The sequence below is a fragment of the uncultured Oscillibacter sp. genome, assembly GCF_950073225.1.
Classification (GTDB): Bacteria; Bacillota; Clostridia; order Oscillospirales; family Oscillospiraceae; genus Oscillibacter.
Window position 1 is genome coordinate 1 of record NZ_CATMPS010000025.1, and the last position, 21,597, is coordinate 21,597.

The following is a 21,597-nucleotide window of genomic DNA, read 5'->3' on the forward strand; positions in this document are numbered from 1 at the left end:
CGGCGCGGTTGAAGCCGCCGCCCTGGCCGGGCCGTCCGCCGCCGCGGTTAAAGCCGCCGCCGCCCTGACGGTCCCGATTGAAGCCGCCCCGGCGGTCTCCGTCGCGGCGGGGACGACGCTCCCGGCGCTCCTGATAGGGCTTGGAGGTGTCCATGGTGCGGGGAGTGGTGCGCAGGGTCTGGCTCAGCACCTCGCCCTTGTAGATCCACACCTTCACGCCGATGCGGCCAAAGGTGGTGGCGGCCTCCGCGAAGCCGTACTCGATGTCGGCGCGGATGGTCTGCAGAGGGATCGTCCCCTCATGATAGTGCTCAACGCCCGCGATTTCGCGGCCGCCCAGACGGCCGGAGCAGCAGGTCTTGATGCCCTTGGCGCCGGCCCGCATGGCCCGGGCCATGGCGTTCTTCATGGCGCGGCGGTGGGAGATGCGCTTTTCCAGCTGCTGGGCGATGTTCTCCGCCACCAGCTGGGCGTTCATGTCGGGGTTGCGGACCTCGACGATGTTCAGGCGGACCTTCTTGCCCACCAGCTTCTCCACAGCCAAGCGGTACTGCTCGATCTGCTCGCCGCCCTTGCCGATGACCATGCCGGGCCGGGCGCAGTGCAGGAAGACCGTCACCACGTCGCCGCTGCGCTCAATCTCAATCTTGGGCACGCCGGCGCCGTACAGGGTCTTTTTGAGGTATTTGCGGATCTTCTGGTCCTCCACAATCAGGTCGCCGACCTTCTCGTCACTGGCGTACCAGCGGGAATCCCAGTCTTTAATGACGCCCACGCGCAGGCCGTGGGGATTGACTTTCTGTCCCATAAACGGTTCTCCTCCCTCTTATGCCTTTTCCGCCACAGCCAGGGTGACGTGAGAAGTGCGCTTGTTGATACGGTAGGCGCGGCCCTGGGCCCGGGGCATCATCCGCTTGAGGATGGGGCCGGGCGTGGCGTAAACCTCGGACACCACCAGCTTGGCGGGGTCCATGCCGAAGTTGTTTTCGGCGTTGGCAACGGCGCTCTTCAGAAGCTTCTGCAGGGGCTCGGAGGCAGCCTTGGGGGTCTGCATCAGGATGGCCATGGCGCTGCCCGCGTCCTTGCCGCGGATCAGGTCGCAGACAATCTGGACCTTCCGGGGGGCAATGCGGACGTAGCGCAGATAGGCCTTCGCAACTTTATTTTCCATGTTCTGCATCCTCCTTCAACTCAGTCCTTCCGGTGTCCGCGGAAGGTGCGGGTGGGGGCGAACTCACCCAGCTTGTGGCCGACCATGTCCTCCTGGACGTAGACGGGCACATGCTTCCGGCCATCGTGCACGGCGATGGTGTGGCCCACGAAGGAGGGGAAGATGGTAGAGCTGCGGCTCCAGGTCTTGAGGACCTTCTTCTCGTTCTTCGCGTTCATTTCCTCGACCCGCTTCAGAAGCTCGGGGGCAACGTACGGGCCTTTCTTAATGGATCTGCTCATGTTTCATCTGCCTCCCTTACTTCTCGTTGCGGCGCTTGACGATGAATTTGCTGGTGGGGTTCTTCTTCTTCCGGGTCTTGTAGCCCAGAGCCGGCTTGCCCCAGGGGGTCACGGGCCCGGAGCGGCCAACCGGGGCGCGGCCCTCGCCGCCGCCGTGGGGGTGGTCGCAGGGGTTCATGACGGAGCCCCGGACAGTGGGACGCCAGCCCATGTGGCGCTTGCGGCCCGCTTTGCCGATGTTGATGTTGGCGTGGTCAATGTTCCCCACCTGGCCGATGGTGGCCATGCAGTTGGTCCGAACAATGCGGACCTCGCCGGAGGGCATGCGGATCTGGGCGTCGCCGCCCTCTTTCGCCATGAGCTGGGCGGCGGTTCCGGCGGAGCGCACCAGCTGGGCGCCGTTGCCGGGGTGGAGCTCGATGTTGTGGATCATGGTGCCCACGGGAATGTTGGCCAGGGGGAGGGCGTTGCCCTCCTTGATGTCGGCGCTGGGGCCGGACTCCACCTTGTCGCCGGCCTTCAGGCCCACGGGGGCCAGAATGTAGCGGCGCTCGCCGTCCTCATACTCCAGGAGGGCGATGTTGGCGGAGCGGTTGGGGTCGTACTCCAGGCGGAGGACGGTGGCGAACATATCGTGTTTGTCGCGCTTGAAGTCGATGACACGGTATTTCCGCTTGTTGCCGCCGCCCCGGTGGCGGACGGTGATGCGGCCGTAGCTGTTCCGGCCGGCGCTCTTTTTCAGTGTCTCGGTGAGCTTGGGCTCGGGCTTGGCCTTTTTGTCAATGCCGTCGAATCCGGAGACCGTCATCTGACGCCGGGAGGGAGTCGTCGGCTTAAAGGTTTTAATAGACATTTGTCGTTACACTCCTTCCGTAGAATCAGACCATTCCTTCAAAGAACTCGATGGTCTTGGAATCGGGGGTCAGCTGGACGTAGGCCTTTTTCCAGGTTTTCGTCATGCCGGGACGGCCCGCGCCCATGCGCTTTTCCTTGCCGGGCACCGTCAGGGTGTTGACGGCGGCCACCTTTACGCCGAAGATTTCCTCTACGGCCTTCTTGATTTCCACCTTACCGGCGTCCTTGGCCACCTCGAAGACGTACTTCTTGCCGGCGGCTCCGGCCATGGCCCGCTCGGTGATGACGGGGCGGATCACAATATCGTATGCGGTCATTACGCGTACACCTCCTCGATTTTAGCGAGGGCGGCCTGATCCACCACCAGGTACTTGGCGTTTACGATGTCATAGACATTCAGCTGCGCCGCGGGGGTGGTCAGCACGCCGGGAAGGTTCCGGGCGCTCTTGACGATCGTCTCGTCCATGGCGGGGGTTACCACCACGGCCTTGCCGTCGACCTTGACAGCGTTCAGGAACTTGCGGAACTCGGCGGTTTTGATTTCCGTCTGCTTGATGGCGTCGATGACCACCAGGCAGCCCTCGGCGGCCTTGGCGGAGAGGACGGACTTCAGCGCCAGGCGCCGGACCTTCTTGTTCAGCACGTAGCGGTAACTCCGGGGCTTCGGCGCGAAGACGATGCCGCCGTGGGTCCACTGGGGAGCCCGGGTGCTGCCCTGGCGGGCGTGGCCCGTACCCTTCTGGCGCCAGGGCTTCTTGCCGCCGCCGGAAACTTCCGCGCGGGTCAGGGCGCTCTGGGTGCCCTGACGGCAGTTGGCCAGGTGATTCTTTACCACCTCGTGAACGACGGACTCGTTGGGCTCAATGCCAAAGATCGCGTCGCTGAGTTCCACAGTGCCGACTTCCGCGCCGGCCATGTTTAAAACTTTCACAGTAGACATTTACTCAGCACCCCTTTCTCACTTGCTTCTGGCGGAGGCCTTCTGCGGGTTGCGGCCGGAAGCCTTCTGCGGGTTCTTGCTGATGTCCGCGCCGGCCTGCTTGACCTTGTGGACCTTGACCGTGGACTTGATGGTCACAAGCCCGCCCTTGGGGCCGGGCACCGCGCCGCAGACCGCCAGCATGTTCAGCTCGGGGTCCACCTTGACCACGGAGAGGTTCTGCACGGTGACCTGGTCCACGCCCATGTGGCCCGCGCCGTCGCGGCCCTTCATGATGCGGCCCGGGGTTGTGCCCGCGCCCAGGGAGCCCTGGTGGCGGTGAACGGGGCCGCCGCCGTGGGTGTTGCGCTTCACGGCCGCGCCGTGGCGCTTGACAACGCCCTGGAAGCCGTGGCCCTTGCTGGTGCCGGTGACATCCACGAAGTCTCCCGCGGCGAAGGTGTCGGCCTTAACGATGTCGCCCACGTTCAGTTCGGCGGCGTTCTCCAGGTTGAACTCCTTCAGGTGCTTCTTGGGGGCTACGCCCGCCTTGTTCAGGTGGCCCAGCTCGGGCTTGGTGAGCTTGCGCTCCGCAATGTCCTCGAAGCCCAGCTGCACGGCCTCGTAGCCGTCCTTTTCAGCCGTCTTCTTCTGCACGACCACGCAGGGGCCCGCCTCGATGACCGTGACGGGGATCACATGGCCGTTCTCGTCAAAAATCTGGGACATGCCCACTTTTTTGCCGATGATCGCTTTCATGTAGGTTCCTCCTTAAATAAGGTTATTGGTTGACCGGCCGCGGCCATTGGGAACCGTTCCGGCCAACTTGACCCGTCTGCCTCGACAAGGCGGCAGACTGCGGTTCAACAGGGTAATGGGGGTCTTACAGCTTAATCTCAATCTCCACGCCGGCGGGGAGCTCCAGGGCCATCAGGGCCTCCACGGTCTTAGGGGAGGACTTGGTGATGTCGATGAGCCGCTTGTGGGTCCGGCGCTCGAACTGCTCCCGGCTGTCCTTGTGCTTGTGGACGGAGCGCAGGATGGTGATGATCTCCTTCTTGGTGGGCAGGGGGATGGGGCCGGAAACCTCGGCGCCGGTGCGCTTGGCGGTTTCCACAATCTTCTCCGCGCTCTGGTCAATTACCTGGTGGTCATACGCCTTCAGGCGGATGCGGATCTTTTCCTTCTGTGCCATGTTCGGGTTCCTCCTAATTCGTACGGTTTTTAATTCGCGTCGATTCCGTACGGCGAGAGAAATTTTTCTGTCCGCTTATCCGTGCGTATCATTCCCGCTCATGAAAAAACCCGGCGCAAAGCAAGCCGGTTCCGTCATGGCGCGGCGATCTACGCTCGCGTACAGACCTTTCTCAGCCGCCCGATTATCGGACATACTCCCCGGAAGTTACCTCTTTCGAGCAATCTCCCGGTTCATCGCGGTCGCGGGGCGCAGAGGATGTCCTCTCCGCCGCATGCCCATAAATAATACTTGAAAATTCTCCCCGTGTCAAGAGAAATTTTGCCGGATTTCCTCTTTTTTTCAGCCTGTTTCCAAATGGTGCGCCGTCGCTTTGACGGAGGACGGCTTCCGCCCTCCGCCCCGGCGGAACATCCGCCCGGAAAGAGGGCCTTGACGGCGGGGCGGGGACGTGGTATACTCCCCCCTGAACAAACCGAAAGGGGTGGAAGCGTGAGACTGACTTCCTGCTGAATGCCAAGTGACTTGGTTTCCGGCGCCGCGCAGGCGGGGCCGGGGCGGCGTTGTGCCGTCAAGCGGGAAAGCGCAGCTCACCTCCAGCCCTCGCGTCATAACTGCCCTGCCGCCCGGTTCCGGGGCGGCTTGCGCTGTGACGGGCCGCGGGAGGCTTTCCTGCGGTCCTTATCTTTTTTATTTCACAGCAAGGAGATGACGCGTATGTCTATGATTCAGGCGGATCGCCTGACCTTTTCCTATCCCGGCAGTCCTGACCCCGTGTTTCAGGACGCCTGTTTTCAAATCGACACCGATTGGCGGCTGGGCCTGGTAGGCCGGAACGGCCGGGGGAAGACCACCCTGCTGCGGCTTCTGATGGGGGAATATCCCTGCGAGGGGAGCCTGGTCTCCTCCGTGCCCTTCGACTACTTCCCCTGTCCTGTCCCAGACCAGGAGAGGCTGACGGCGGAGGTGCTGGAAGATCTCTGCCCGGAGGCGGAGAGCTGGCGGTTCCCAAAAGAGCTGTCCCTGCTGGGTGTGGAGGAAGAGGCTTTATGGCGGCCCTTCTCCACCCTCTCCAACGGGGAGCGGACGAAAGTCCTCCTGGCGGCCCTGTTCCTCCGGGAGGGGCGCTTCCCCCTCATCGACGAGCCCACCAACCACTTGGACGCCCACGGGCGGGAACTGGTTTCCGCCTACCTCCGGCGGCAGCGGGGCTTTATCCTGGTATCCCACGACCGCCGCTTCCTGGACGGCTGTGTGGACCACATCCTGGCCCTGAACCGCTCGGACATCCAGGTCCAGGCGGGGTCCTACAGCTCCTGGAGGGAGAACTTCGACCGGGTTCAGCAGTTTGAAGAGGCGAAAAACGAACGGCTCCAAAAAGACGTGCGGCGGCTTCAGAAAGCGGCCCGGCGGACCTCCGTCTGGTCCGACCGGGTGGAGACCTCCAAAACCGGGGCCTATGACAAGGGCTTCGTGGGCCACAAATCCGCCAAGATGATGAAGCGGGCCAAATCCCTGGAGGCCCGGCAGGAGAAGGCTCTGGAGGAAAAGCGGGGGCTGCTCCAAAACCGGGAGACCGTGGAGGCTTTGAAGCTCTTCCCCCTGGCCCACCACGCCAAGCGGCTGGTCTCCTGCTCGGATCTGACGCTTTGGTACGGGGACCGGAGGGTTTGCGGGCCCCTGGACTTTGCCGTGGAGCAGGGAGATCGGATTGCCCTGGAGGGCCGGAACGGCAGCGGGAAAAGCAGCCTTTTCAAGCTGCTGCTGGGGCAGAACATCCGGCATGAGGGGGCTTTGTCTACGGCCCCGGGGCTGAACATCTCCTACGTGCCCCAGGATACGTCGTTTCTCCGGGGGGCTCTGGGAGACTTCATTCTGGAGCGGGGAATCGGCGAGAGCCTCTTCAAGGCCATTTTGCGGAAGCTGGGCTTCTCCCGGGAGCAGTTTGACCGCCTTCTGGAGGACTACTCCGGCGGGCAGAAGAAAAAGGTTCTCATCGCCGCCAGCCTCTGCGAACAGGCCCACCTGTATGTATGGGACGAGCCGCTGAACTTCCTTGACATCGACTCCCGTCTCCAGATCGAGGAGCTGCTGCGGGGCTTTGCTCCCACGATGATCTTTGTGGAGCATGACCGGGCTTTCCAGGAGGCCATCGCAACGAAGGTAATCGCTTTGTAACGCAGCATAGGCGAGGACCCTGGAAGCCCCTCCGCGAAGAGGGCTTCCAGGGTCCCTTTTAGATCAGCGCCACAATCAGCCACAAAAGTCCGATGGCCGCCGCGCCCATGAGGGTGTAGACCGCCGGGCTCAGGTCCCGCCAGGCCCGGCTGAATTTTCCGTGGTCCCCCCCGGCGTAGTTCCGGGCCACCCTCCGGGCCTCCTCCACCAGTTCCCGGGAGGTGACCCCCTCCCCGGCGGCGTCGTTCCGCACGATGAAAATCGCCTGCTCGAAAAACCGCTGGTCCGGGGAGTCCACCACGACCACCCGTCTGGAAATGCCTTTCACCATCTCGTGTGTATGCCTCCTGTCAGTGATGGTTTCATTTTTCCAGCCCCGGGGGAAAATTATACCTGAAACGGAAAAAGAGGAGGGGCGGTTTTCCGCCTCTCCTCTTCCCCTTATTTATTTCATCAGCTCGTACATCACGGCCTTGATGGTGTGCATCCGGTTCTCCGCCTCGTCGAAGACAATGGACTGGGGCGACTCGAAAACCTCGTCCGTCACCTCCATGGCCTCCCGTCCAAAGCGCTCGCCCATCTCCCTGCCCACCTTGGTCTTGTGGTCGTGGTAGGCGGGGAGGCAGTGCATGAAGCGGCACTGGGGGCCCGCCGCGTCCATCAGGGCCTTGGTCACCTGATAGGGGCCCAGGGCGGCGATGCGCTCCTCCCAGACCTCCACAGGCTCGCCCATGGAGACCCAGACGTCGGTGTAAAGGACACCGGCGTTTTGAACCGCTTTCATGGGGTCCTCAATGAATTCCAAAACCGCGCCGGTCTCCTTGGCGATGGCCTGGCAGGTATCGATCAGGGCCTGATCCGGCATATATGCCTTCGGGGCGCAGGCGGCAAAGTGCATGCCCATTTTGGCACAGCCCACCATGAGGGAGTTGCCCATGTTGAAGCGGGCGTCTCCCAGGTAGACCAGCTTCACGCCCCGGAGCTTTCCGAAGTGCTCCTGAATGGTCAGGAAATCCGCCAGGATCTGGGTGGGGTGGAACTCGTCGGTGAGGCCGTTGAACACGGGGACCCCGGCGTACTCCGCCAGCTCCTCCACGATGGCCTGGCCGAAGCCCCGGTACTCGATGCCGTCATACATCCGGCCCAGCACCCGGGCGGTGTCGGCAATGGACTCCTTCACTCCGATTTGAGAGCCGGTGGGGCCCAGGTAAGTACTGCCCATGCCCAGGTCCTGGGCGGCCACCTCGAAGGCGCAGCGGGTCCGGGTGGAGGTCTTTTCAAAAATCAGGGCCACGTTCTTCCCCTCCAGATACCTGTGGGGGGTTCCGGCCTTCTTCTTGGCTTTCAAATCCGCCGCCGTGTCCAGAAACTGCTGAATCTCCGCCGGGGTGAAGTCCAGAAGCTTTAAAAAGTGCTTTTCCATAGCGTCCTCCCTTTCTCTCAGCCCAGGGTCTTTTTCATGATGTTCAGGCCCTTGTCCATCTCGTCCTTCGTAATAACCAGGGGCGGCAGCAGCCGCATTCCCGGCCCGGCGGTGAGGATGAGAAGGCCGTTTTCAATCAGCTTGCCCGCAATGTCTTTGTTGGTCCATCCCTCCCGGACCTCGACGCCGATCATCAGGCCCAGGCCCCGGGTTTTTCCAAAGCAGGGCAGATTCAGGGCCTCGATGCCCTTGCGGAGATACTCGCCCTTCTCTTGGACCTCCTTCAGGAATCCGTCGCTGAGGGTCTCCTGGACCACCAAGCCCGCGGCGGCGCAGACGGGGTTCGCGCCGAAGGTGGTGGCGTGCATCCCGGGGCCCAGAACGTCCTTGCATTTCTCATTGGCCATGATGCCGCTCATGGGCAGGCCCCCGGCGATGCCCTTGGCAAAGCTCACCACGTCGGGGAGAACGTCATACTGCTGGAAGGCAAAGAGCGTCCCCGTCCGGCCCACGCCGGTCTGGACCTCGTCCACCAGGAGCAGCCAGTCCTTTTCCGCGCAAAGGGCTTCCACCGCCTTTACGTAGCCCTTATCCAGGGGGAGCACGCCGCCCTCGCCCTGGACCAGCTCCACCATGACGGCGCAGACGTCCCCCCGGTCCTGGGCGCGCAGCGCCTCCAAGTCGTTGGCGGGGGCGTAGCGGAAGCCCTCGGTGAAGGGGAAGAAGTAGTTGTGGAACACATCCTGCCCCGTGGCCTTCAAGGTGGTAATGGTCCGGCCGTGGAAGGAGTTTTTCAGGGTGACGATGGCGCTGCGGCCCTGGCCGTATTTGTCAAAGCTGTATTTCCGGGCCAGCTTGATCATGCCCTCGTTGGCCTCCCCGCCGCCGTTGGCGAAGAAGACGGCGCTTTCCCCGGTTCGGCGGCAGAGGATCTCCGCCAGCTTCGCCGGAGGCTCGGTGTAGAACAGGTTGGACGTGTGGCCCAGCTTCTTCGCCTGGTCCGCAACGGCCTCTGCCCAGGGCTGGTTTCCATAGCCCAGGGCCGTGACGCCGATGCCGCTGGTGAAGTCGATGTATTCCCGGCCCTCCGGGTCGTAGAGGGTGGCCCCCTCCCCGTGGTCCAGGGCCACGGGGAACCGGCCGTAGGTGTTCATGATATGCTGATGGGTCAAGCTCTTAATGGCCTCGGATGTCATAGGGCCTCCTCCTTTTTCATCATGGTGCCGATGCCCTCGTCGGAGAGCAGCTCAATGAGGATGGAATGGGGGATGCGGCCGTCCAGGATGTGGACCCGCTCCACGCCGCCGTGGATGGCGTCCACGCAGCACTGCATCTTGGGGATCATGCCCCCGGAGATGACCCCCTCCTCCACCAGGGCAGGGACCTCCTGGGTGCGGACCACATGGATGAGGGTGCTCTCGTCCTTGGGGTCCCGGAGGAGCCCCCGGACATCGGTGAGCAAAATCAGCTTCTCCGCCCCCAGGGCTTCCGCCAGCTTGGCGGCGGCGGTATCCGCGTTGATGTTATAGGCCGTGTCGGAATCCACCCCCTGAGCCACGGTGGAGACGATGGGGATATAGCCGTGCTCCAGGGCGCTTTTCACCGGCTCGGGGTTCACGCCGGTGATCCGGCCCACCAGGCCGTATTTTTCGTCCATCTGCTCCGCCTGGAAGAGCTGCCCGTCCATGCCGCACAGGCCCACGGCCCGGCCTCCCAGGCGGCCCAGCTGGGACACCAGGTCCTTGTTGACCTTGCCGCAGAGGACGGCCTGGACGATGTCCATGGTGGTGACGTCGGTATAGCGCAGGCCGTCCACAAATTTGGACTCGTGGCCGATCATTTTCAGCATGGCGGAAATCTCCGGCCCGCCGCCGTGAACGGCCACTACCCGGATGCCCACCAGGTTCAGCAGGATGACGTCGCTCATCACCGCCCGGCGCAGCTCGTCGGAGATCATGGCGTTGCCGCCGTATTTGACCACGATGGTCTTGCCGGTAAATTTCTGAATATAAGGCAGGGCCTCGATCAGGGTCTGGGCCTGCTGCTCATGGGAAGACATGCCGTCCGCCCCCTTTATGTTCTGTAGTCGCCGTTGATTTTGATATAGTCGTAGGTGATGTCACAGCCCCAGCAGGTGCAGGAGGCTTCTCCCTCTCCCATGGAGATGTTGATTTCCACGTCATGCTCCGTCAGGACCTTCTTGGCGAGATCCTCGTCAAAATCCAGGCCCCGGCCCTTGGCGCAGACCTGGACATCCCCGGCGGCACTGGCGAAATGGACATTCACTTGATCCGGGTCAAAGTCCTCCCCGGAGTAGCCCATGGCGCAGAGGACCCGGCCCCAGTTGGCGTCCGCGCCAAAGATGGCCGCCTTGGTCAGGGTGGAGGACACTACGGACTTGGCGATGGTCTCGGCACTTTTTTCGGATTTTGCGCCTTGGACGGTGCAGGTGATGAGATGCCGTGCTCCTTCGCCGTCGGAGGCCATTTTCTTGGCAAGCTCCGTGCACAGAGCCCGCAGGGCCGCCAGGAAGGCGTCGTAGTCCGGGCCCTTGGCCGTAATGGGCTCGTTTCCCGCCAGGCCGTTGGCCAGGACGCAGCAGGTGTCGTTGGTGGAGGTATCTCCGTCTACGCTGATGCGGTTGAAGCTGACGCTTACCGTTTCCAGCAGGGCGGTTTTGATCATCTCCGGGGAAATGGCGCAGTCCGTGGTGAGGAAGCAGAGCATGGTGCCCATGTTGGGGTGTATCATGCCGCTGCCCTTGGCCACGCCGCCCATGCGGACGGTTTTGCCCCCTACCGTGGTTTCCACCGCCGCCTCTTTTTTCACGGTGTCGGTGGTCATGATGGCGTGGCCCGCCGCGTCGCTGGCCTCCGCCGACCGCTCCAGGGCGGCGCAGAGGGCCGGAATCGCGGCCTCGACGGCCTCCACGTTGATCCGCTGGCCGATGACGCCGGTGGAGCTCACCAGCACGTCCTCCGGCTTGCAGCCCAGGGCTTGGGCCGCGGCGGCACACATGCGTTCCGCGTTTTCCTCCCCCTGGGGGGCGCAGGCGTTGGCGTTTCCGCTGTTGGCTATGACGGCCCGGGCTCTTCCATCCGCCAGGTGCTTGCGGTCCACATGGATGGGGGCGGCCTTGACGGCATTTTTCGTAAACACCGCCGCCGCCGCGCAGTCCACGTCGGAGACGATCAGCGCCACATCCTTCTTCCATTCCGCGTGAGTTTTGACCCCCGCGTGGACTCCCGCCGCCCGGAAGCCCTGGGCGGCGCAGACGCCGCCGCCGATGAAATTCAGCATATCCGTTCCTCGTACTTTCTCAAAGCGCCAGGCCCGCCGTTTCCTCGAAGCCCAGCATCAGGTTCATGTTCTGCACCGCCGCGCCGGAGGCGCCCTTGCCCAGGTTGTCCAGGCGGGCGGAGAGCATGAACTGCCCGCTGTTTCCGTTGACAAAAATTTGCAGCCCGTCCGTCCCGGAGAGATTGTTGGAGCCGATAAAGCCGCAGGAGGGCGCGCCGGCGGGACGAAGGGTCACCACGGGACTGCCGCCGTAATAGTCCTCATACAGTGCCCGGAGCTTCTCAATGGACCAGGGGCCCTCCAGCTCCTCCGCCCACAGCGGGACGGTAACTACCATTCCCTGGGGATAATCGCAGATCATGGGCATGAACAGAGGCGGGCGGTTCAGTCCCGCTATTGCCGCCATCTCCGGCAGATGCTTGTGGGCCAAGGTAACCGCGTAGTGCCGGGGGCTTTCCAGCTCCTTGTCCCGGTCCGGATCGGTATATTGGGCGATGGCCTTTTTTCCCGCCCCCGTATAGCCCGACAGGGCGTGGCAGGCCAGCCGGGCCTTGGGGGACAGCGCCCCCTTCTCCACCAGGGGCCGGACCAGCGAGAGGAAGCCTGTGGCATAACACCCCGGGTTCGCCACCCGGGCCGCCGTTCGAATGGCCTCCCGCTGTCCGGACAGCTCCGGGAAGCCGTAGACCCAGCCCTCCGCCGTCCGGTGGGCGGTGGAGCAGTCAATCACCCGGGTTTGGCCGTTTTCTATCAGGCTCACCGCTTCCACGGCGGCGGCGTCCGGCAGGCAGAGGAACACCAGGTCCGCCGCGTTGAGAAATTGTTTCCGCTCCGCCGGGTCCTTGCGCTTGGACTCGTCGATGAGGAGGAGCTCGATGTCCTCCCGGGCCGTCAGGCGGTCGTAAATCTGGAGGCCGGTGGTGCCCTCCTTGCCGTCGATATACACCTTTGGTTTCATGGGATGCCCCCCTCTTATTCGCTCCGCGCCTGTATGAACGCCTCGATTTCCTCAATCTGCCGGGTGGTCTCCGCCGCCGCAGGGCCACCGAAACTAGAACGAAGGGCCATGCAGTTTTCCAGCTTCAAGGCCTCGTAAACGTCTTCCCCAAAGAGCGGAGAGACGGCGCGCAGCTCCTCCAGGGTCAGCTCCTCCAGGGTCTTCCCCTGAACGGCGCAGGAGGCCACCAGCTGTCCTGCGGCGGTGTACGCGTCCCGGAAGGGCATGCCCTTCTTGGTCAGGTAGTCGGCGCAGTCCGTGGCGTTGATGAAGCCCCGGCCCGCCGCCTTGCGCATGTTCTCCGGGAGGACCGTCATGGTGTCGATCATCCCTGTGAACACCGGGAGGCACAGCTCCACGGTGTCCAGGGCGTCGAAGACCGGCTCCTTGTCCTCCTGCATGTCCTTGTTATAGGCCAGGGGCAGGCCCTTCATCACCGTGAGGAGGCCCATTAAATCGCCGTAGACCCGGCCCGTCTTGCCCCGGACCAGCTCCGCCATGTCCGGGTTCTTCTTCTGGGGCATGATGCTGGAGCCGGTGGAATAGGCCTCGTCCAGCTCTACGAATTTAAATTCCCAGCTGCACCAGAGGATGACCTCCTCGGCGAAGCGGCTGAGGTGCATCATTAAAATAGAAAGCGCGCTCAGAAGCTCCAGGGCGTAGTCCCGGTCGCTGACGCCGTCCAGGGAGTTGCCGCAGGGGCGGTCAAAGCCCAGGGCCTGGGCCGTCTGGAAGCGGTCAATGGGATAGGTGGTCCCCGCCAGGGCGCCGGAGCCCAAGGGGCACTCGTTCAGGCGCTTGCGGCAGTCCTCCAGCCGGGTCACATCCCGGGAGAACTGGGCGGCGTAGGCCAAAAGGTGCTGGGCGAAGGAAATGGGCTGGGCCCGCTGCAAGTGGGTATAGCCCGGCATCACCGTGTTCCGGTGCTGCCTGGCCTGGGCGCAGAGGACCTTCTCCAGGTCCAGCAGCTGGCCTATGACGGTTCCAATCTCCTTGCGCACGTACATGCGGAAATCCAGGGCCACCTGGTCGTTCCGGGACCGGGCGGTGTGGAGGCGCTTTCCCGCTTCGCCAATGCGCTGGGTCAGCAGGGCCTCCACGTTCATGTGGATATCCTCGTTGGCGGGGGAGAACTCCACCTTTCCCGCCTCGATATCCGCCAGGATTTCCGTCAGGCCCTTCTGGATCGCGTCCTTGTCCGCCTGGGAGATGACCCCCTGGGCCGCCAGCATCTCGGAATGGGCAAGGCTTCCCTGGATATCCTCCCGGTAGAGCCGCTGGTCAAAGTGGATGGAGGACTGGAAATCGTTGGCCAGGGTATCCGTCTCCTTGCTGAACCGTCCGCCCCAAAGTTTCATGGATACTGCTCCTTTAAATTAAAGTTTCCCCTGCTCCCGCAGCGCCAGCACGGTGTCGGGCAGGCCCCACAGGTTGATGAAGCCTGTGGCGTTGGTCTGGTCATAGGCGCTCTCGTTGAAGGTCACCAGCTCTTCGGAGTACAGGCTCTCGGGGGAGGTGATGGAGGCCGTGATCATGTTGCCCTTGTAGAGCTTCAGCTTCACGGAGCCCGTCACATGCTCCTGGGTCTTGTCGGCGAAGGCGCTGAGGGCCTCCCGCAGGGGGGTGAACCACTTGCCGTTGTACACCAGGTCCGCGAAGTCCACCGCCAGCTTGCTCTTCATGTGGGCGGTGTCCTTGTCTACCGTAATCATTTCCAGGCACTCGTGTGCCTTATACAAAATCGTGCCGCCGGGAGTTTCATAGACGCCCCGGTCCTTCATGCCCACCAGCCGGTTCTCCACGATGTCCAGAAGGCCGATGCCGTTTTCCCCGCCCAGCTTGTTGAGCTTGCGGATAATGTCGCTGGCCTTCATTTTCTCTCCGTCCACTGCCACGGGGACGCCTTTTTCAAAGTCGATGGTCACATAGGTGGCCTTGTCCGGGGCCGCCACGGGGCTGACGCCCATCTCCAGGAAGCCCTCCTTCTCATACTGGGGCTCGTTGGCGGGGTCCTCCAGGTCCAGGCCCTCGTGGCTCAGGTGCCAGAGGTTTTTATCCTTGGAATAGTTCGTCTCCCGGCTGATTTTCAGGGGGACCTTGTGGGCCTCGGCATAGTCGATCTCCTCGTCCCGGCCCTTGATGTCCCACTCCCGCCAGGGGGCGATGATGGTCATCTCCGGGGCGAAGCGCTTGATGGCCAGCTCAAAGCGGACCTGATCGTTGCCCTTGCCGGTGCAGCCGTGGGCGATGGCGTCCGCCCCCTCGGCCTTGGCGATTTCCACCAGCTTCCGGGCGATGATGGGCCGGGCAAAGGCCGTGCCCAGCAGGTACTGCTCGTAGCTGGCCCCCATTTTCAAAGACGGGATGATCACCTCGTCCACCATCTCGTCGGTGAGGTCCGCGACGTACAGCTTGCTGGCTCCGGTCTTGATGGCCTTTTCCTCCAGGCCGTCCAGCTCCTGCTCCTGGCCCACGTCTCCGGCCACGGCGATGATCTCCACGCCGCCGTAGTTCTCCTTCAGCCAGGGGATGATGATGGATGTATCCAGTCCGCCGGAATAGGCAAGGACGACTTTCTTGATATTCTTTTTCATAACTGCGCCTCCATTGGTTTTAATGATGAATGAATTATACAACCTCTGTGAATATTTATGCAATTGGCGGAATGCACAAGAATTGCGCCGGGGGGGAGGCAAATTTTGCCGGAAGGGAGCGTACAAAAGAAGTCCCCCGGAGAGGCCCAACTCTCCGGGGGAGTCCTTCGCTGTGAACTTCTTCCATTATGTTAAATGGCCAGGCGAACACAACAAGGGCAGCTTGTAATTATTATACCAACCGCCGCAAGAAAAGGCAAGGGGGTATTTTCCCGCCCTTGCGGTTTCTGTCGAACGGTGGTATAATTAACCTGCCGCCCTCTCCAAACTGGCAGCAGGGAGGAGGTGAATGCCGTGGAAAACCTAATTGATTTCTTAGTGGCAGTCGGAGCGAGCATAGCCGGCAACTATGTGAGCAAGTGGCTTGACCGCCACCGCAAGGGCAGGTAAGCACAATGAAAAACCGGAGGGCGGCATCCCTCCGGTTTTTCTTTTGCGTGTCTGCCGTGGACCTAATTGAATTCTTGGCTGTGATGATTATACCACACCCCGCCCAGTATATGCAAGCCCAATTTTTTCATTCCGTTTTCCGCCTCCGTTGCCCGTTCCCGTGCAACTTCTCCCCCGGCGCGCCCTCTCATAGGTCTAAATATAAGGAGGATTTGCAATATGAAACAAACCGAACACTGCGCACTGAACCAATGGGAGCTCTCCGACCGGATTCGCATGGAGGACTTCAACGCCGACAACACGCAGCTGGACTCCCTGCTCTCCAAGCTAGCCTTCTTCGTCTCCCGGCTGACCCTGGCGGAGGTGGACCGGAACAAAAAGACCTTCCTTCCCGGCATCGCCGTCAACGAACAGTTCCTCTTCCCTCAATTCATAACCTGCCCGGAGGGCGTCACCGTCCAGGACGGCAAGGCCATTTTGGAGGGGCCCCAGACCGCCGCCCTTAACTGCGGGGTTTACGGCATCTTCAACCCGAACTATACCCAGGCTATGATGTGGGTGGAGCACTCCGGCGGGACGGTTTCCGCCACCCTGAACGGCATTTCGTTCCAGCCGGTCCGATCCTTCGCCTCCGTGCTCAACAACAGCATCCGTACCGTACAGCAGGAGTTTCTCTGCTCCGATCTTCCGTCTCTGAGTGACTTCTCCGTGATACTGGACCTGGACCGGGAAACCCACGAAAAAATGGAGATTTATAATTTCTCCATTATGTTGTTTTGATTCCCTCTGCGAGGGTAAAAGAATGCCCCGGGCTTTCGCCCGGGGCATTTGTTCGCGCTCACACGCAAACCGCTTGGGAATTTAGGCAGTGGTTAGGGATTAGGCCTCGGTGACCGTAATGGCCCCCGTGCCAACCACAAAGGTAGCCGTAGCCGTATGCGTGCCGTCGGCAGTCACCTCTTCGGTGATCGTCGGGGCACCGCCCGCAGCAGTTACAGAGATCTTCGTGCCGGCATCCGTAGTCTTACCAACAGCGGTGATCTTTTCGCTCGCCAGGACGCCGATAACCACATCATCGCCGCTAACAGTGGCAATATCCTTCTTGTCACCAGACTCACTGCTGAACCAAGTCGCCTTAGCAATCTTGCCTCCCGTCAGGGTGACCTTGGTCATCGCCAGAAGCTCAGTGTCCGCAGTCAGCTTATCAGGCGTAAACTTCTTACCATAGACCTGACCAGGGGCCGTCTTCTCGACAGCAATCTGATTGGCAGAAGCAATGGGAGTGACTGTGGTATCATAATCCACATAAACCGTGCCAGTGAAGTCCTTGCCATCAATGGTGATCTTGAGACCCTCGGCCAGGGTGAGCTCGTAGGCAGCATAGACCCAGATCTTATCCTTGCCGTTGACGGTGAAAGCACCCTCCGTAGTAGAGGCCTTCGTATCGGCGCCGGTCACGGCGATGAACGCGGTGTAGGTATCGGAGTTAGCGTCCTTCTCCGGGGTCAGTTCGGTGCCAACAGGCACATAGTAAGAGGTGTCCGCAGCAAGGGCGGGAGCAGTAACCTTGGTCTTGGCATCCAACTTCACCTCGGTAGCAGCCCACAGCTCAACGCTGGCGGCGGAGATGGGGAGTGTGTCACCCTCGGCGTAGGTGGTAGCGCTAGCCATAGCCAGAGGAGTTCCCTGAGCGATGGCGACAGCGCCCTTAAGGCCGGTGATGGTGATCATAGCGCCATCGGGAACCTGGGTCACGCCCGCGGTCTCACCAGACGCCGCGTTCAGAGGCTTGCTCTCGTTAGCGGTGGCGGACTCCTTATAGGTGCCCGTGATGCCCTCGTGCAGAGTGACACTGTAGGTCACGGTGGGAGCCTTATCAGACACGAAGGTATCCTCCGCGCTCATGTTCAGCGTGAGATTGCTGTTGGGCATCGTGAAGGACAGGCTGTCACCATTGGTGGCGTCATTCTTCGCGGCAATCGCAAGCCCATCAACGGTGACGGTCTTGCTGGCAGTCACGAGGTCGGTAGTATTAGCCTTAACGAGTACGGTCACATCAGCGCCGCCGGTGACCTGATAGGTCTGAACCTTCTTAGCCGCGCCATCGATCAGCTGCGTGCCCGCAGTGCCGTTGACACCGGCAGAGCCAGCGAAGACATCGACCAGAGCCGTGCCATCGCTCTTAATGAAGGTGTCGTCGCCAACCAGGGTCAGGGTGTACTTCGTGCCGCCAGGCTCCTGGCTGCCGGTGGTATCCTTCGCCACGATGTTGACATAGACCTTCTCCTCAGTGCGGATTTCGTCCTTCACACTGTTGTCGCGGTTGGTCACCTGGAACATCAGCTTAACAGCGTCGTCATCCTTGCTGGCGGGAGCCAGGACGGTGACGGGGCCGTTGTTGTTGGCCAGGGTCAGCTCCTCGCTGAGGTTGGTCCACTTCGCGCTCTCGGCAACGCCGGTAACGCTGACGTTGGCAGTGAGTTCAATCTCAGTGTCGGGAGTAATCTCGTAGACATAGGGATCCTTCTCGGTGCCCGTGCCGGTCTTGACCTCGGTCTTGTTGAAGGTACCGCTCCAAGCCACGCGCTCGGTCTTACCGGTGATGGTCACCGCAGGAGTCTCCGCATCGTCGGCCGCGGGCTTCGCCTCAAGGATCATGATCACGTAAGCATGACGGAAGCCGTCACTGCTCTTGTTGCCGTTGACGAGGACCTTGAGCTCGACGGTCTTGCTGTCGCAGATGTCGTCGTCGAACAGGTCGCTCAGCTCGTCGATGTTGCCGGGACGGCCGTTGCGCAGGTCGAGGAACTGGGTAGTGCTGTCGACCTTGATCAGGCCTTCCTTGTCGTAAGGAGTATCGATGCCCATGACGTCCTGGCTGGTGAGGATGTCAGCGGAGGTCGTCAGGGTACCGCCGCCCTTGACGCCGGTGCCCAGGTACTGGATGGCGTTCACACCCTTCTTGGAGCCAACATAGAAGGCGCTGTCGGATTTCTTGCCCTCCTGAGTCTCCAGAGGCTTAATGCCCTTGACATAGAAGCCGTCGGGGTTGCGGTCGGTGTAAGTGTCCTTGTGGAAGACGCGGGTACGGATGATATTGCTGCTCTGCAGGCTGCCGGTAAGCACGGTGCCAACATCGAGGGCCTTATCGAAGTAGCCGGTCTTCTCTTCCTTGAAGCCGTCCTCGCCGGAGACATACTGACGGGTGTAGTAGGTACCGGAGGTGGGGGCTTCCGCGCCGATGGCCTTGGTAGAGGTATTGGCGCCGCGGTTGTCGGTGATGATCATCAGATCCTTCAGGCTCGCCTCGGCGGAGTCGGACTTGATGACCACGGCCTTGACCTTGCCGTTCTTGTCGACATAGGCCTCGGCGGGGCTGGCAACGAAGTTGTCGTCGTTGGTGCCGACGTTCTTCCACCAGCGGTTGATCTGCTTGAGCTCGTCATAGTTGACGTTCTGCACGCCGTCGAGAACATTGATGGTCTCGACCTCGCCGTTGGCGGCATCGAAGCCCACAAAGATGAACTTCACGCCGTCATAGGGAGCGGTGCGGTAGGTCCAGGTGTTGTAATTGTCGGGAGTGCCGTAGAACCCGCCATCAGTGCTACTGAGTTCGCCGCAGTACACGGTCTCGGTAGTGGCCGCAGCAGCAGCGGTCTCGGCATCGGTACCCACAGGATGGTTGGGAGTCGCAGTCGCGTTGCCGTAGTCGAAGTGGACAACAGCGTTGCCCTCGGCCTCGGACGCGTTAACGTCTACCGCTCTATCGGAGTTGTAGAACTCCAGGGGCAGCAGGGTGTTGTTGCTCTTGATGCTGTACTTGTCAACCTTCCCACTGGTCAGTTTCACAAACTGGGAGATGTTGTAGATGCCCTCGCCGGTGTACTTGGTCGTACCCTTGTCATCGAAGCTGGCGCCCTGAGGCTCGCTCCAGGGGGCCTCGACGCCCTTCTTCAGGATAACGCGCTTGTTGTAGTTGGGCTTGCTCAGCTCGTACTCGCCATTGCCGGCACCGGCAACGTCGTACTTCACAAGCTCGCCGGGAGCGTACTTCTCAGCCGCGCCGCGGATGGTGCCCAGCTCCAGGTCAACCTCGTCGCCCTTGATGGTCCAGCCATGGACGAACCAGCCCACACGGCCGGAGGACAGGGTGGCCTGATAGTAATCGCCGACGACGATCCAGTTGTCGGAGTTGCCCACATCCTTGGCCAGCAGGGCATTGCCCATCTTGTCCAGGAGCAGGGTCACGTCTTTCTTGGTAGCCCGGATCTTGGTGCCGGTGATCTCGCGCATATCCTTGTTCCACTGCGCGATGGGATAGGTGGTTCCACCAACCGTGATGGCGATGGCGTTGCCGTCGGCCTTGCTCTTGGTGTTGTAGATGTCGACGTTGGTCAGAGCGCCGGAAACGGTCTCGGGCACATAGGCCTCGCCGACCTCCCAGGTCTTGCCGTCGTCAGCGGTGTAGGGGATAACCGCAACTTCGTCGCCGGACTTCAGGTCCTTGAGGACGTTGTAGGCGTCATAGTTGTTGTCCTTAACGCTGATGACCTTGTCGAACAGGGAGTAGTCGTTGTAGCCGGCGATCTCATACAGGTCGCCGTCATCGCGGGGCTCCTTGCTGTCGGAGTCGATGACGTCCAGCTCGACATAGTCGGAGGCGACGCGATCAACTTCCATCAGCTGGGTCCGGGTGACGACGACGTCGGTGATGAAGTCAGCGTCAACGGGGCAGACATAAACCTCAACGGTCACGCCGTTGTCGGTCAGGTCGCAGATCTCGGACAGAGAAGGAGCCAGCTCCTTGTTGTCCTTGTCGATGTCGCGGGCGTCGTAGGTGTACCACTGGCCCTGCTCGGTGCCGCTGGGAGCGACGTTCTGCTTGTAAGCAGAGTTCAGCACGCGGGCGTTCCAGCCGTTGATGTGGATCTGGGTGGCATCCGCGAAGGGGCTGGCAGCATACTGGCTGCTGGCAGCGGTGCTCCAGTTCACATAGCCGCCGCGGTGGTCGGTGCTGTAGGTGTCATAGTTACGCAGGTCCAGAGCCTTCTCCTTGGTGGCCACGGTGTCTTCCAGGTGAGCCATCTGCTTGGTGAAGGTGAAGTCGGCCTTCAGGGGGAAGGTGCCGATGGTGACCTTCTTGTAGGACCACTCGTTGGAGGGATGGCCGTACACGTCGTAAGCGGGGTCATAACGATCGTGCTCCAGGCGCAGATCCTTGAAGTGCTCCTCGCCGAACTCCAGGGTCAGCTCGTTGTTGGTCGCGCTGATGACCCGGCGGTTGATGTTGGCGTTGATGTCACGGTTGTTGCTGGTGCGATACACAGCCTTGCTGCCCTGAACCGTCAGGACCTCGCCGGAGGAGCTGACAACGGTGTTGGCGTTGCCGTAGTCCACCATGGTGGCCTTCAGGGTGTTCAGAGCCAGCTGGCAGGCCTCGTCACGGGTCACGGCCTTCGCGCCGTCGAAGCTGATGCGGTCGAACAGGCCGGCCACGTTGCCGATCCGGGCCACGTTCATGGTCCAGCCGGTGTCCACGAAGCCCTCGATGTTGGACTTATAGCCAACAGCGCCCAGCAGCATCTTCGCAAAGGCGTAACCGGTCAGGGGGTTGGCGGGCTTGAAGGTGCCGTCGCCATAGCCGCTGATGTAGCCGGCCGTCTTGCAGTAGCCGATGACGCCCGCGAAGGTGTGGCCCGCGGGAACGTCGGGGTAGGGACTCGCGTTGTTGGGCAGAGCGGAGGCAGCGTCGGGGCCGATCATCAGGGAGACGATGATCTTGGCGGCCGCGCCGCGGGTCAGCTCCGTCTCGGGACGGAAGCTGCCGTCCTCGTAACCGGTGATGACACCGATACGGTTCAGAACGGCAACTGCTTCCTCGTACTGGATCTCGTCCTTGTCGGTGAGATCCCGGTACTCGGTGGCTCCCGCGCTGATGGTGACCAGAGACATGGTCATAATCAATGCGAGAACCAGGGACAGGAATTTCTTCATTGAACATTCCTCCTTTAAAGATTACGGTCCGCTCGAACTTCCAACGCCCCCTCCAGGATTCGTGTCGGGGCTAGCCTCTTCCCACATCAAGCCTGGAATTGGCCTCTTCCGTCCGTCGTCCGCACGCTCAATGTACCAGTCTCCCGTCCGTTTGTCTATAGATTTGGCCCAGTTGTAATTTGTTTGATAATCGCCGAGATTTTATCTTGTTTATGTGAAAAATGTTTGTAACAAAATTTG

19 protein-coding genes are annotated in these 21,597 nt (G+C 61.6%); 2 read left to right on the forward strand and 17 right to left on the reverse strand.

The window, feature by feature from the left end; all coding sequences use genetic code 11:
• From rpsC to rpsJ, 8 genes are all read right to left on the reverse strand, one after another.
• Window positions 1-808: 30S ribosomal protein S3 (gene rpsC / locus Q1M04_RS11515; RefSeq protein ID WP_300447875.1), on the reverse strand; the 808-nt coding region annotated here is incomplete at its 3' end.
• An 18-nt stretch (window positions 809-826) separates the two neighbouring features.
• Entirely contained in the window at window positions 827-1,171 is a 345-nt protein-coding gene (gene rplV, locus Q1M04_RS11520) for a 50S ribosomal protein L22 (protein ID WP_295734799.1), read from the reverse strand.
• Between the two features lie 20 nt (window positions 1,172-1,191).
• Window positions 1,192-1,452: a 30S ribosomal protein S19 gene (rpsS, locus tag Q1M04_RS11525; protein WP_204790194.1), complete on the reverse strand. Its 261-nt coding sequence runs from the start codon at window positions 1,450-1,452 to the stop codon at window positions 1,192-1,194.
• A 16-nt stretch (window positions 1,453-1,468) separates the two neighbouring features.
• Window positions 1,469-2,305 carry a 50S ribosomal protein L2 gene (gene rplB / locus Q1M04_RS11530; RefSeq protein WP_295756517.1) on the reverse strand — a complete coding sequence of 279 codons (837 nt, stop codon included), beginning with the start codon at window positions 2,303-2,305 and terminating at the stop codon, window positions 1,469-1,471.
• A gap of 25 nt (window positions 2,306-2,330) precedes the next feature.
• Complete coding sequence (gene rplW, locus Q1M04_RS11535) at window positions 2,331-2,624, reverse strand: 50S ribosomal protein L23 (protein ID WP_204790196.1); 294 nt, start codon at window positions 2,622-2,624, stop codon at window positions 2,331-2,333.
• Complete coding sequence (rplD, locus tag Q1M04_RS11540) at window positions 2,624-3,247, reverse strand: 50S ribosomal protein L4 (RefSeq protein WP_297998400.1); 624 nt, start codon at window positions 3,245-3,247, stop codon at window positions 2,624-2,626. Before rplD ends, rplW begins: the two co-directional genes overlap by 1 nt.
• An 18-nt stretch (window positions 3,248-3,265) precedes the next feature.
• The gene (gene rplC / locus Q1M04_RS11545; protein ID WP_297998398.1) at window positions 3,266-3,985 is read right to left on the reverse strand and encodes a 50S ribosomal protein L3; all 720 of its coding nucleotides are present in this window, start codon (window positions 3,983-3,985) and stop codon (window positions 3,266-3,268) included.
• Between the two features lie 124 nt (window positions 3,986-4,109).
• On the reverse strand, window positions 4,110-4,421 hold the full coding sequence (gene rpsJ / locus Q1M04_RS11550) for a 30S ribosomal protein S10 (RefSeq protein ID WP_295756511.1): 312 nt from the start codon (window positions 4,419-4,421) through the stop codon (window positions 4,110-4,112).
• 717 nt (window positions 4,422-5,138) lie between these two features.
• Here rpsJ and abc-f point away from each other — a divergent pair.
• Window positions 5,139-6,599 (forward strand): ribosomal protection-like ABC-F family protein, encoded by a 1,461-nt coding sequence (gene abc-f, locus Q1M04_RS11555; protein WP_297998395.1) that lies wholly within the window; start codon window positions 5,139-5,141, stop codon window positions 6,597-6,599.
• 58 nt (window positions 6,600-6,657) lie between these two features.
• Here the strand turns inward: abc-f and Q1M04_RS11560 are convergent, their stop codons facing one another.
• From Q1M04_RS11560 to Q1M04_RS11595, 8 genes are all read right to left on the reverse strand, one after another.
• Window positions 6,658-6,930 (reverse strand): hypothetical protein, encoded by a 273-nt coding sequence (locus tag Q1M04_RS11560; RefSeq protein WP_204790201.1) that lies wholly within the window; start codon window positions 6,928-6,930, stop codon window positions 6,658-6,660.
• Window positions 6,931-7,044: 114 nt separating this feature from the next.
• The gene (argF, locus tag Q1M04_RS11565) at window positions 7,045-8,022 is read right to left on the reverse strand and encodes an ornithine carbamoyltransferase (RefSeq protein WP_297998392.1); all 978 of its coding nucleotides are present in this window, start codon (window positions 8,020-8,022) and stop codon (window positions 7,045-7,047) included.
• 17 nt (window positions 8,023-8,039) lie between these two features.
• On the reverse strand, window positions 8,040-9,218 hold the full coding sequence (locus Q1M04_RS11570) for an aspartate aminotransferase family protein (RefSeq protein ID WP_297998390.1): 1,179 nt from the start codon (window positions 9,216-9,218) through the stop codon (window positions 8,040-8,042).
• Complete coding sequence (gene argB, locus Q1M04_RS11575) at window positions 9,215-10,081, reverse strand: acetylglutamate kinase (RefSeq protein ID WP_297998388.1); 867 nt, start codon at window positions 10,079-10,081, stop codon at window positions 9,215-9,217. Before argB ends, Q1M04_RS11570 begins: the two co-directional genes overlap by 4 nt.
• Window positions 10,082-10,095: 14 nt before the next feature.
• On the reverse strand, window positions 10,096-11,322 hold the full coding sequence (gene argJ, locus Q1M04_RS11580) for a bifunctional glutamate N-acetyltransferase/amino-acid acetyltransferase ArgJ (protein ID WP_295759103.1): 1,227 nt from the start codon (window positions 11,320-11,322) through the stop codon (window positions 10,096-10,098).
• A 19-nt stretch (window positions 11,323-11,341) separates the two neighbouring features.
• On the reverse strand, window positions 11,342-12,280 hold the full coding sequence (argC, locus tag Q1M04_RS11585; protein ID WP_297294546.1) for an N-acetyl-gamma-glutamyl-phosphate reductase: 939 nt from the start codon (window positions 12,278-12,280) through the stop codon (window positions 11,342-11,344).
• 14 nt (window positions 12,281-12,294) lie between these two features.
• Complete coding sequence (gene argH / locus Q1M04_RS11590; protein ID WP_297998386.1) at window positions 12,295-13,677, reverse strand: argininosuccinate lyase; 1,383 nt, start codon at window positions 13,675-13,677, stop codon at window positions 12,295-12,297.
• Between the two features lie 18 nt (window positions 13,678-13,695).
• Window positions 13,696-14,913, reverse strand: coding sequence for an argininosuccinate synthase (locus Q1M04_RS11595; RefSeq protein WP_295759095.1), 1,218 nt, complete (start codon window positions 14,911-14,913; stop codon window positions 13,696-13,698).
• A gap of 669 nt (window positions 14,914-15,582) precedes the next feature.
• Here Q1M04_RS11595 and Q1M04_RS11600 point away from each other — a divergent pair.
• Window positions 15,583-16,143, forward strand: coding sequence for a hypothetical protein (locus tag Q1M04_RS11600; protein WP_297998384.1), 561 nt, complete (start codon window positions 15,583-15,585; stop codon window positions 16,141-16,143).
• 99 nt (window positions 16,144-16,242) lie between these two features.
• On the opposite strand, the gene Q1M04_RS11605 is transcribed toward Q1M04_RS11600, so the two are convergent.
• Window positions 16,243-21,357, reverse strand: coding sequence for an S-layer homology domain-containing protein (locus tag Q1M04_RS11605; protein WP_300447887.1), 5,115 nt, complete (start codon window positions 21,355-21,357; stop codon window positions 16,243-16,245).
• Window positions 21,358-21,597: the final 240 nt, after the last annotated feature.

What these genes read in the sequence shown, in the direction of transcription:
- rplV (WP_295734799.1), bottom strand. Translation starts at nt 1,171, where the DNA reads ATGGAAAATAAAGTTGCGAAGGCCTATCTGCGCTACGTCCGCATTGCC.
- rpsS (WP_204790194.1), bottom strand. Translation starts at nt 1,452, where the DNA reads ATGAGCAGATCCATTAAGAAAGGCCCGTACGTTGCCCCCGAGCTTCTG.
- rplB (WP_295756517.1), bottom strand. Translation starts at nt 2,305, where the DNA reads ATGTCTATTAAAACCTTTAAGCCGACGACTCCCTCCCGGCGTCAGATG.
- rplW (WP_204790196.1), bottom strand. Translation starts at nt 2,624, where the DNA reads ATGACCGCATACGATATTGTGATCCGCCCCGTCATCACCGAGCGGGCC.
- rplD (WP_297998400.1), bottom strand. Translation starts at nt 3,247, where the DNA reads ATGTCTACTGTGAAAGTTTTAAACATGGCCGGCGCGGAAGTCGGCACT.
- rplC (WP_297998398.1), bottom strand. Translation starts at nt 3,985, where the DNA reads ATGAAAGCGATCATCGGCAAAAAAGTGGGCATGTCCCAGATTTTTGAC.
- rpsJ (WP_295756511.1), bottom strand. Translation starts at nt 4,421, where the DNA reads ATGGCACAGAAGGAAAAGATCCGCATCCGCCTGAAGGCGTATGACCAC.
- abc-f (WP_297998395.1), top strand. Translation starts at nt 5,139, where the DNA reads ATGTCTATGATTCAGGCGGATCGCCTGACCTTTTCCTATCCCGGCAGT.
- Q1M04_RS11560 (WP_204790201.1), bottom strand. Translation starts at nt 6,930, where the DNA reads ATGGTGAAAGGCATTTCCAGACGGGTGGTCGTGGTGGACTCCCCGGAC.
- argF (WP_297998392.1), bottom strand. Translation starts at nt 8,022, where the DNA reads ATGGAAAAGCACTTTTTAAAGCTTCTGGACTTCACCCCGGCGGAGATT.
- Q1M04_RS11570 (WP_297998390.1), bottom strand. Translation starts at nt 9,218, where the DNA reads ATGACATCCGAGGCCATTAAGAGCTTGACCCATCAGCATATCATGAAC.
- argB (WP_297998388.1), bottom strand. Translation starts at nt 10,081, where the DNA reads ATGTCTTCCCATGAGCAGCAGGCCCAGACCCTGATCGAGGCCCTGCCT.
- argJ (WP_295759103.1), bottom strand. Translation starts at nt 11,322, where the DNA reads ATGCTGAATTTCATCGGCGGCGGCGTCTGCGCCGCCCAGGGCTTCCGG.
- argC (WP_297294546.1), bottom strand. Translation starts at nt 12,280, where the DNA reads ATGAAACCAAAGGTGTATATCGACGGCAAGGAGGGCACCACCGGCCTC.
- argH (WP_297998386.1), bottom strand. Translation starts at nt 13,677, where the DNA reads ATGAAACTTTGGGGCGGACGGTTCAGCAAGGAGACGGATACCCTGGCC.
- Q1M04_RS11595 (WP_295759095.1), bottom strand. Translation starts at nt 14,913, where the DNA reads ATGAAAAAGAATATCAAGAAAGTCGTCCTTGCCTATTCCGGCGGACTG.
- Q1M04_RS11600 (WP_297998384.1), top strand. Translation starts at nt 15,583, where the DNA reads ATGAAACAAACCGAACACTGCGCACTGAACCAATGGGAGCTCTCCGAC.
- Q1M04_RS11605 (WP_300447887.1), bottom strand. Translation starts at nt 21,357, where the DNA reads ATGAAGAAATTCCTGTCCCTGGTTCTCGCATTGATTATGACCATGTCT.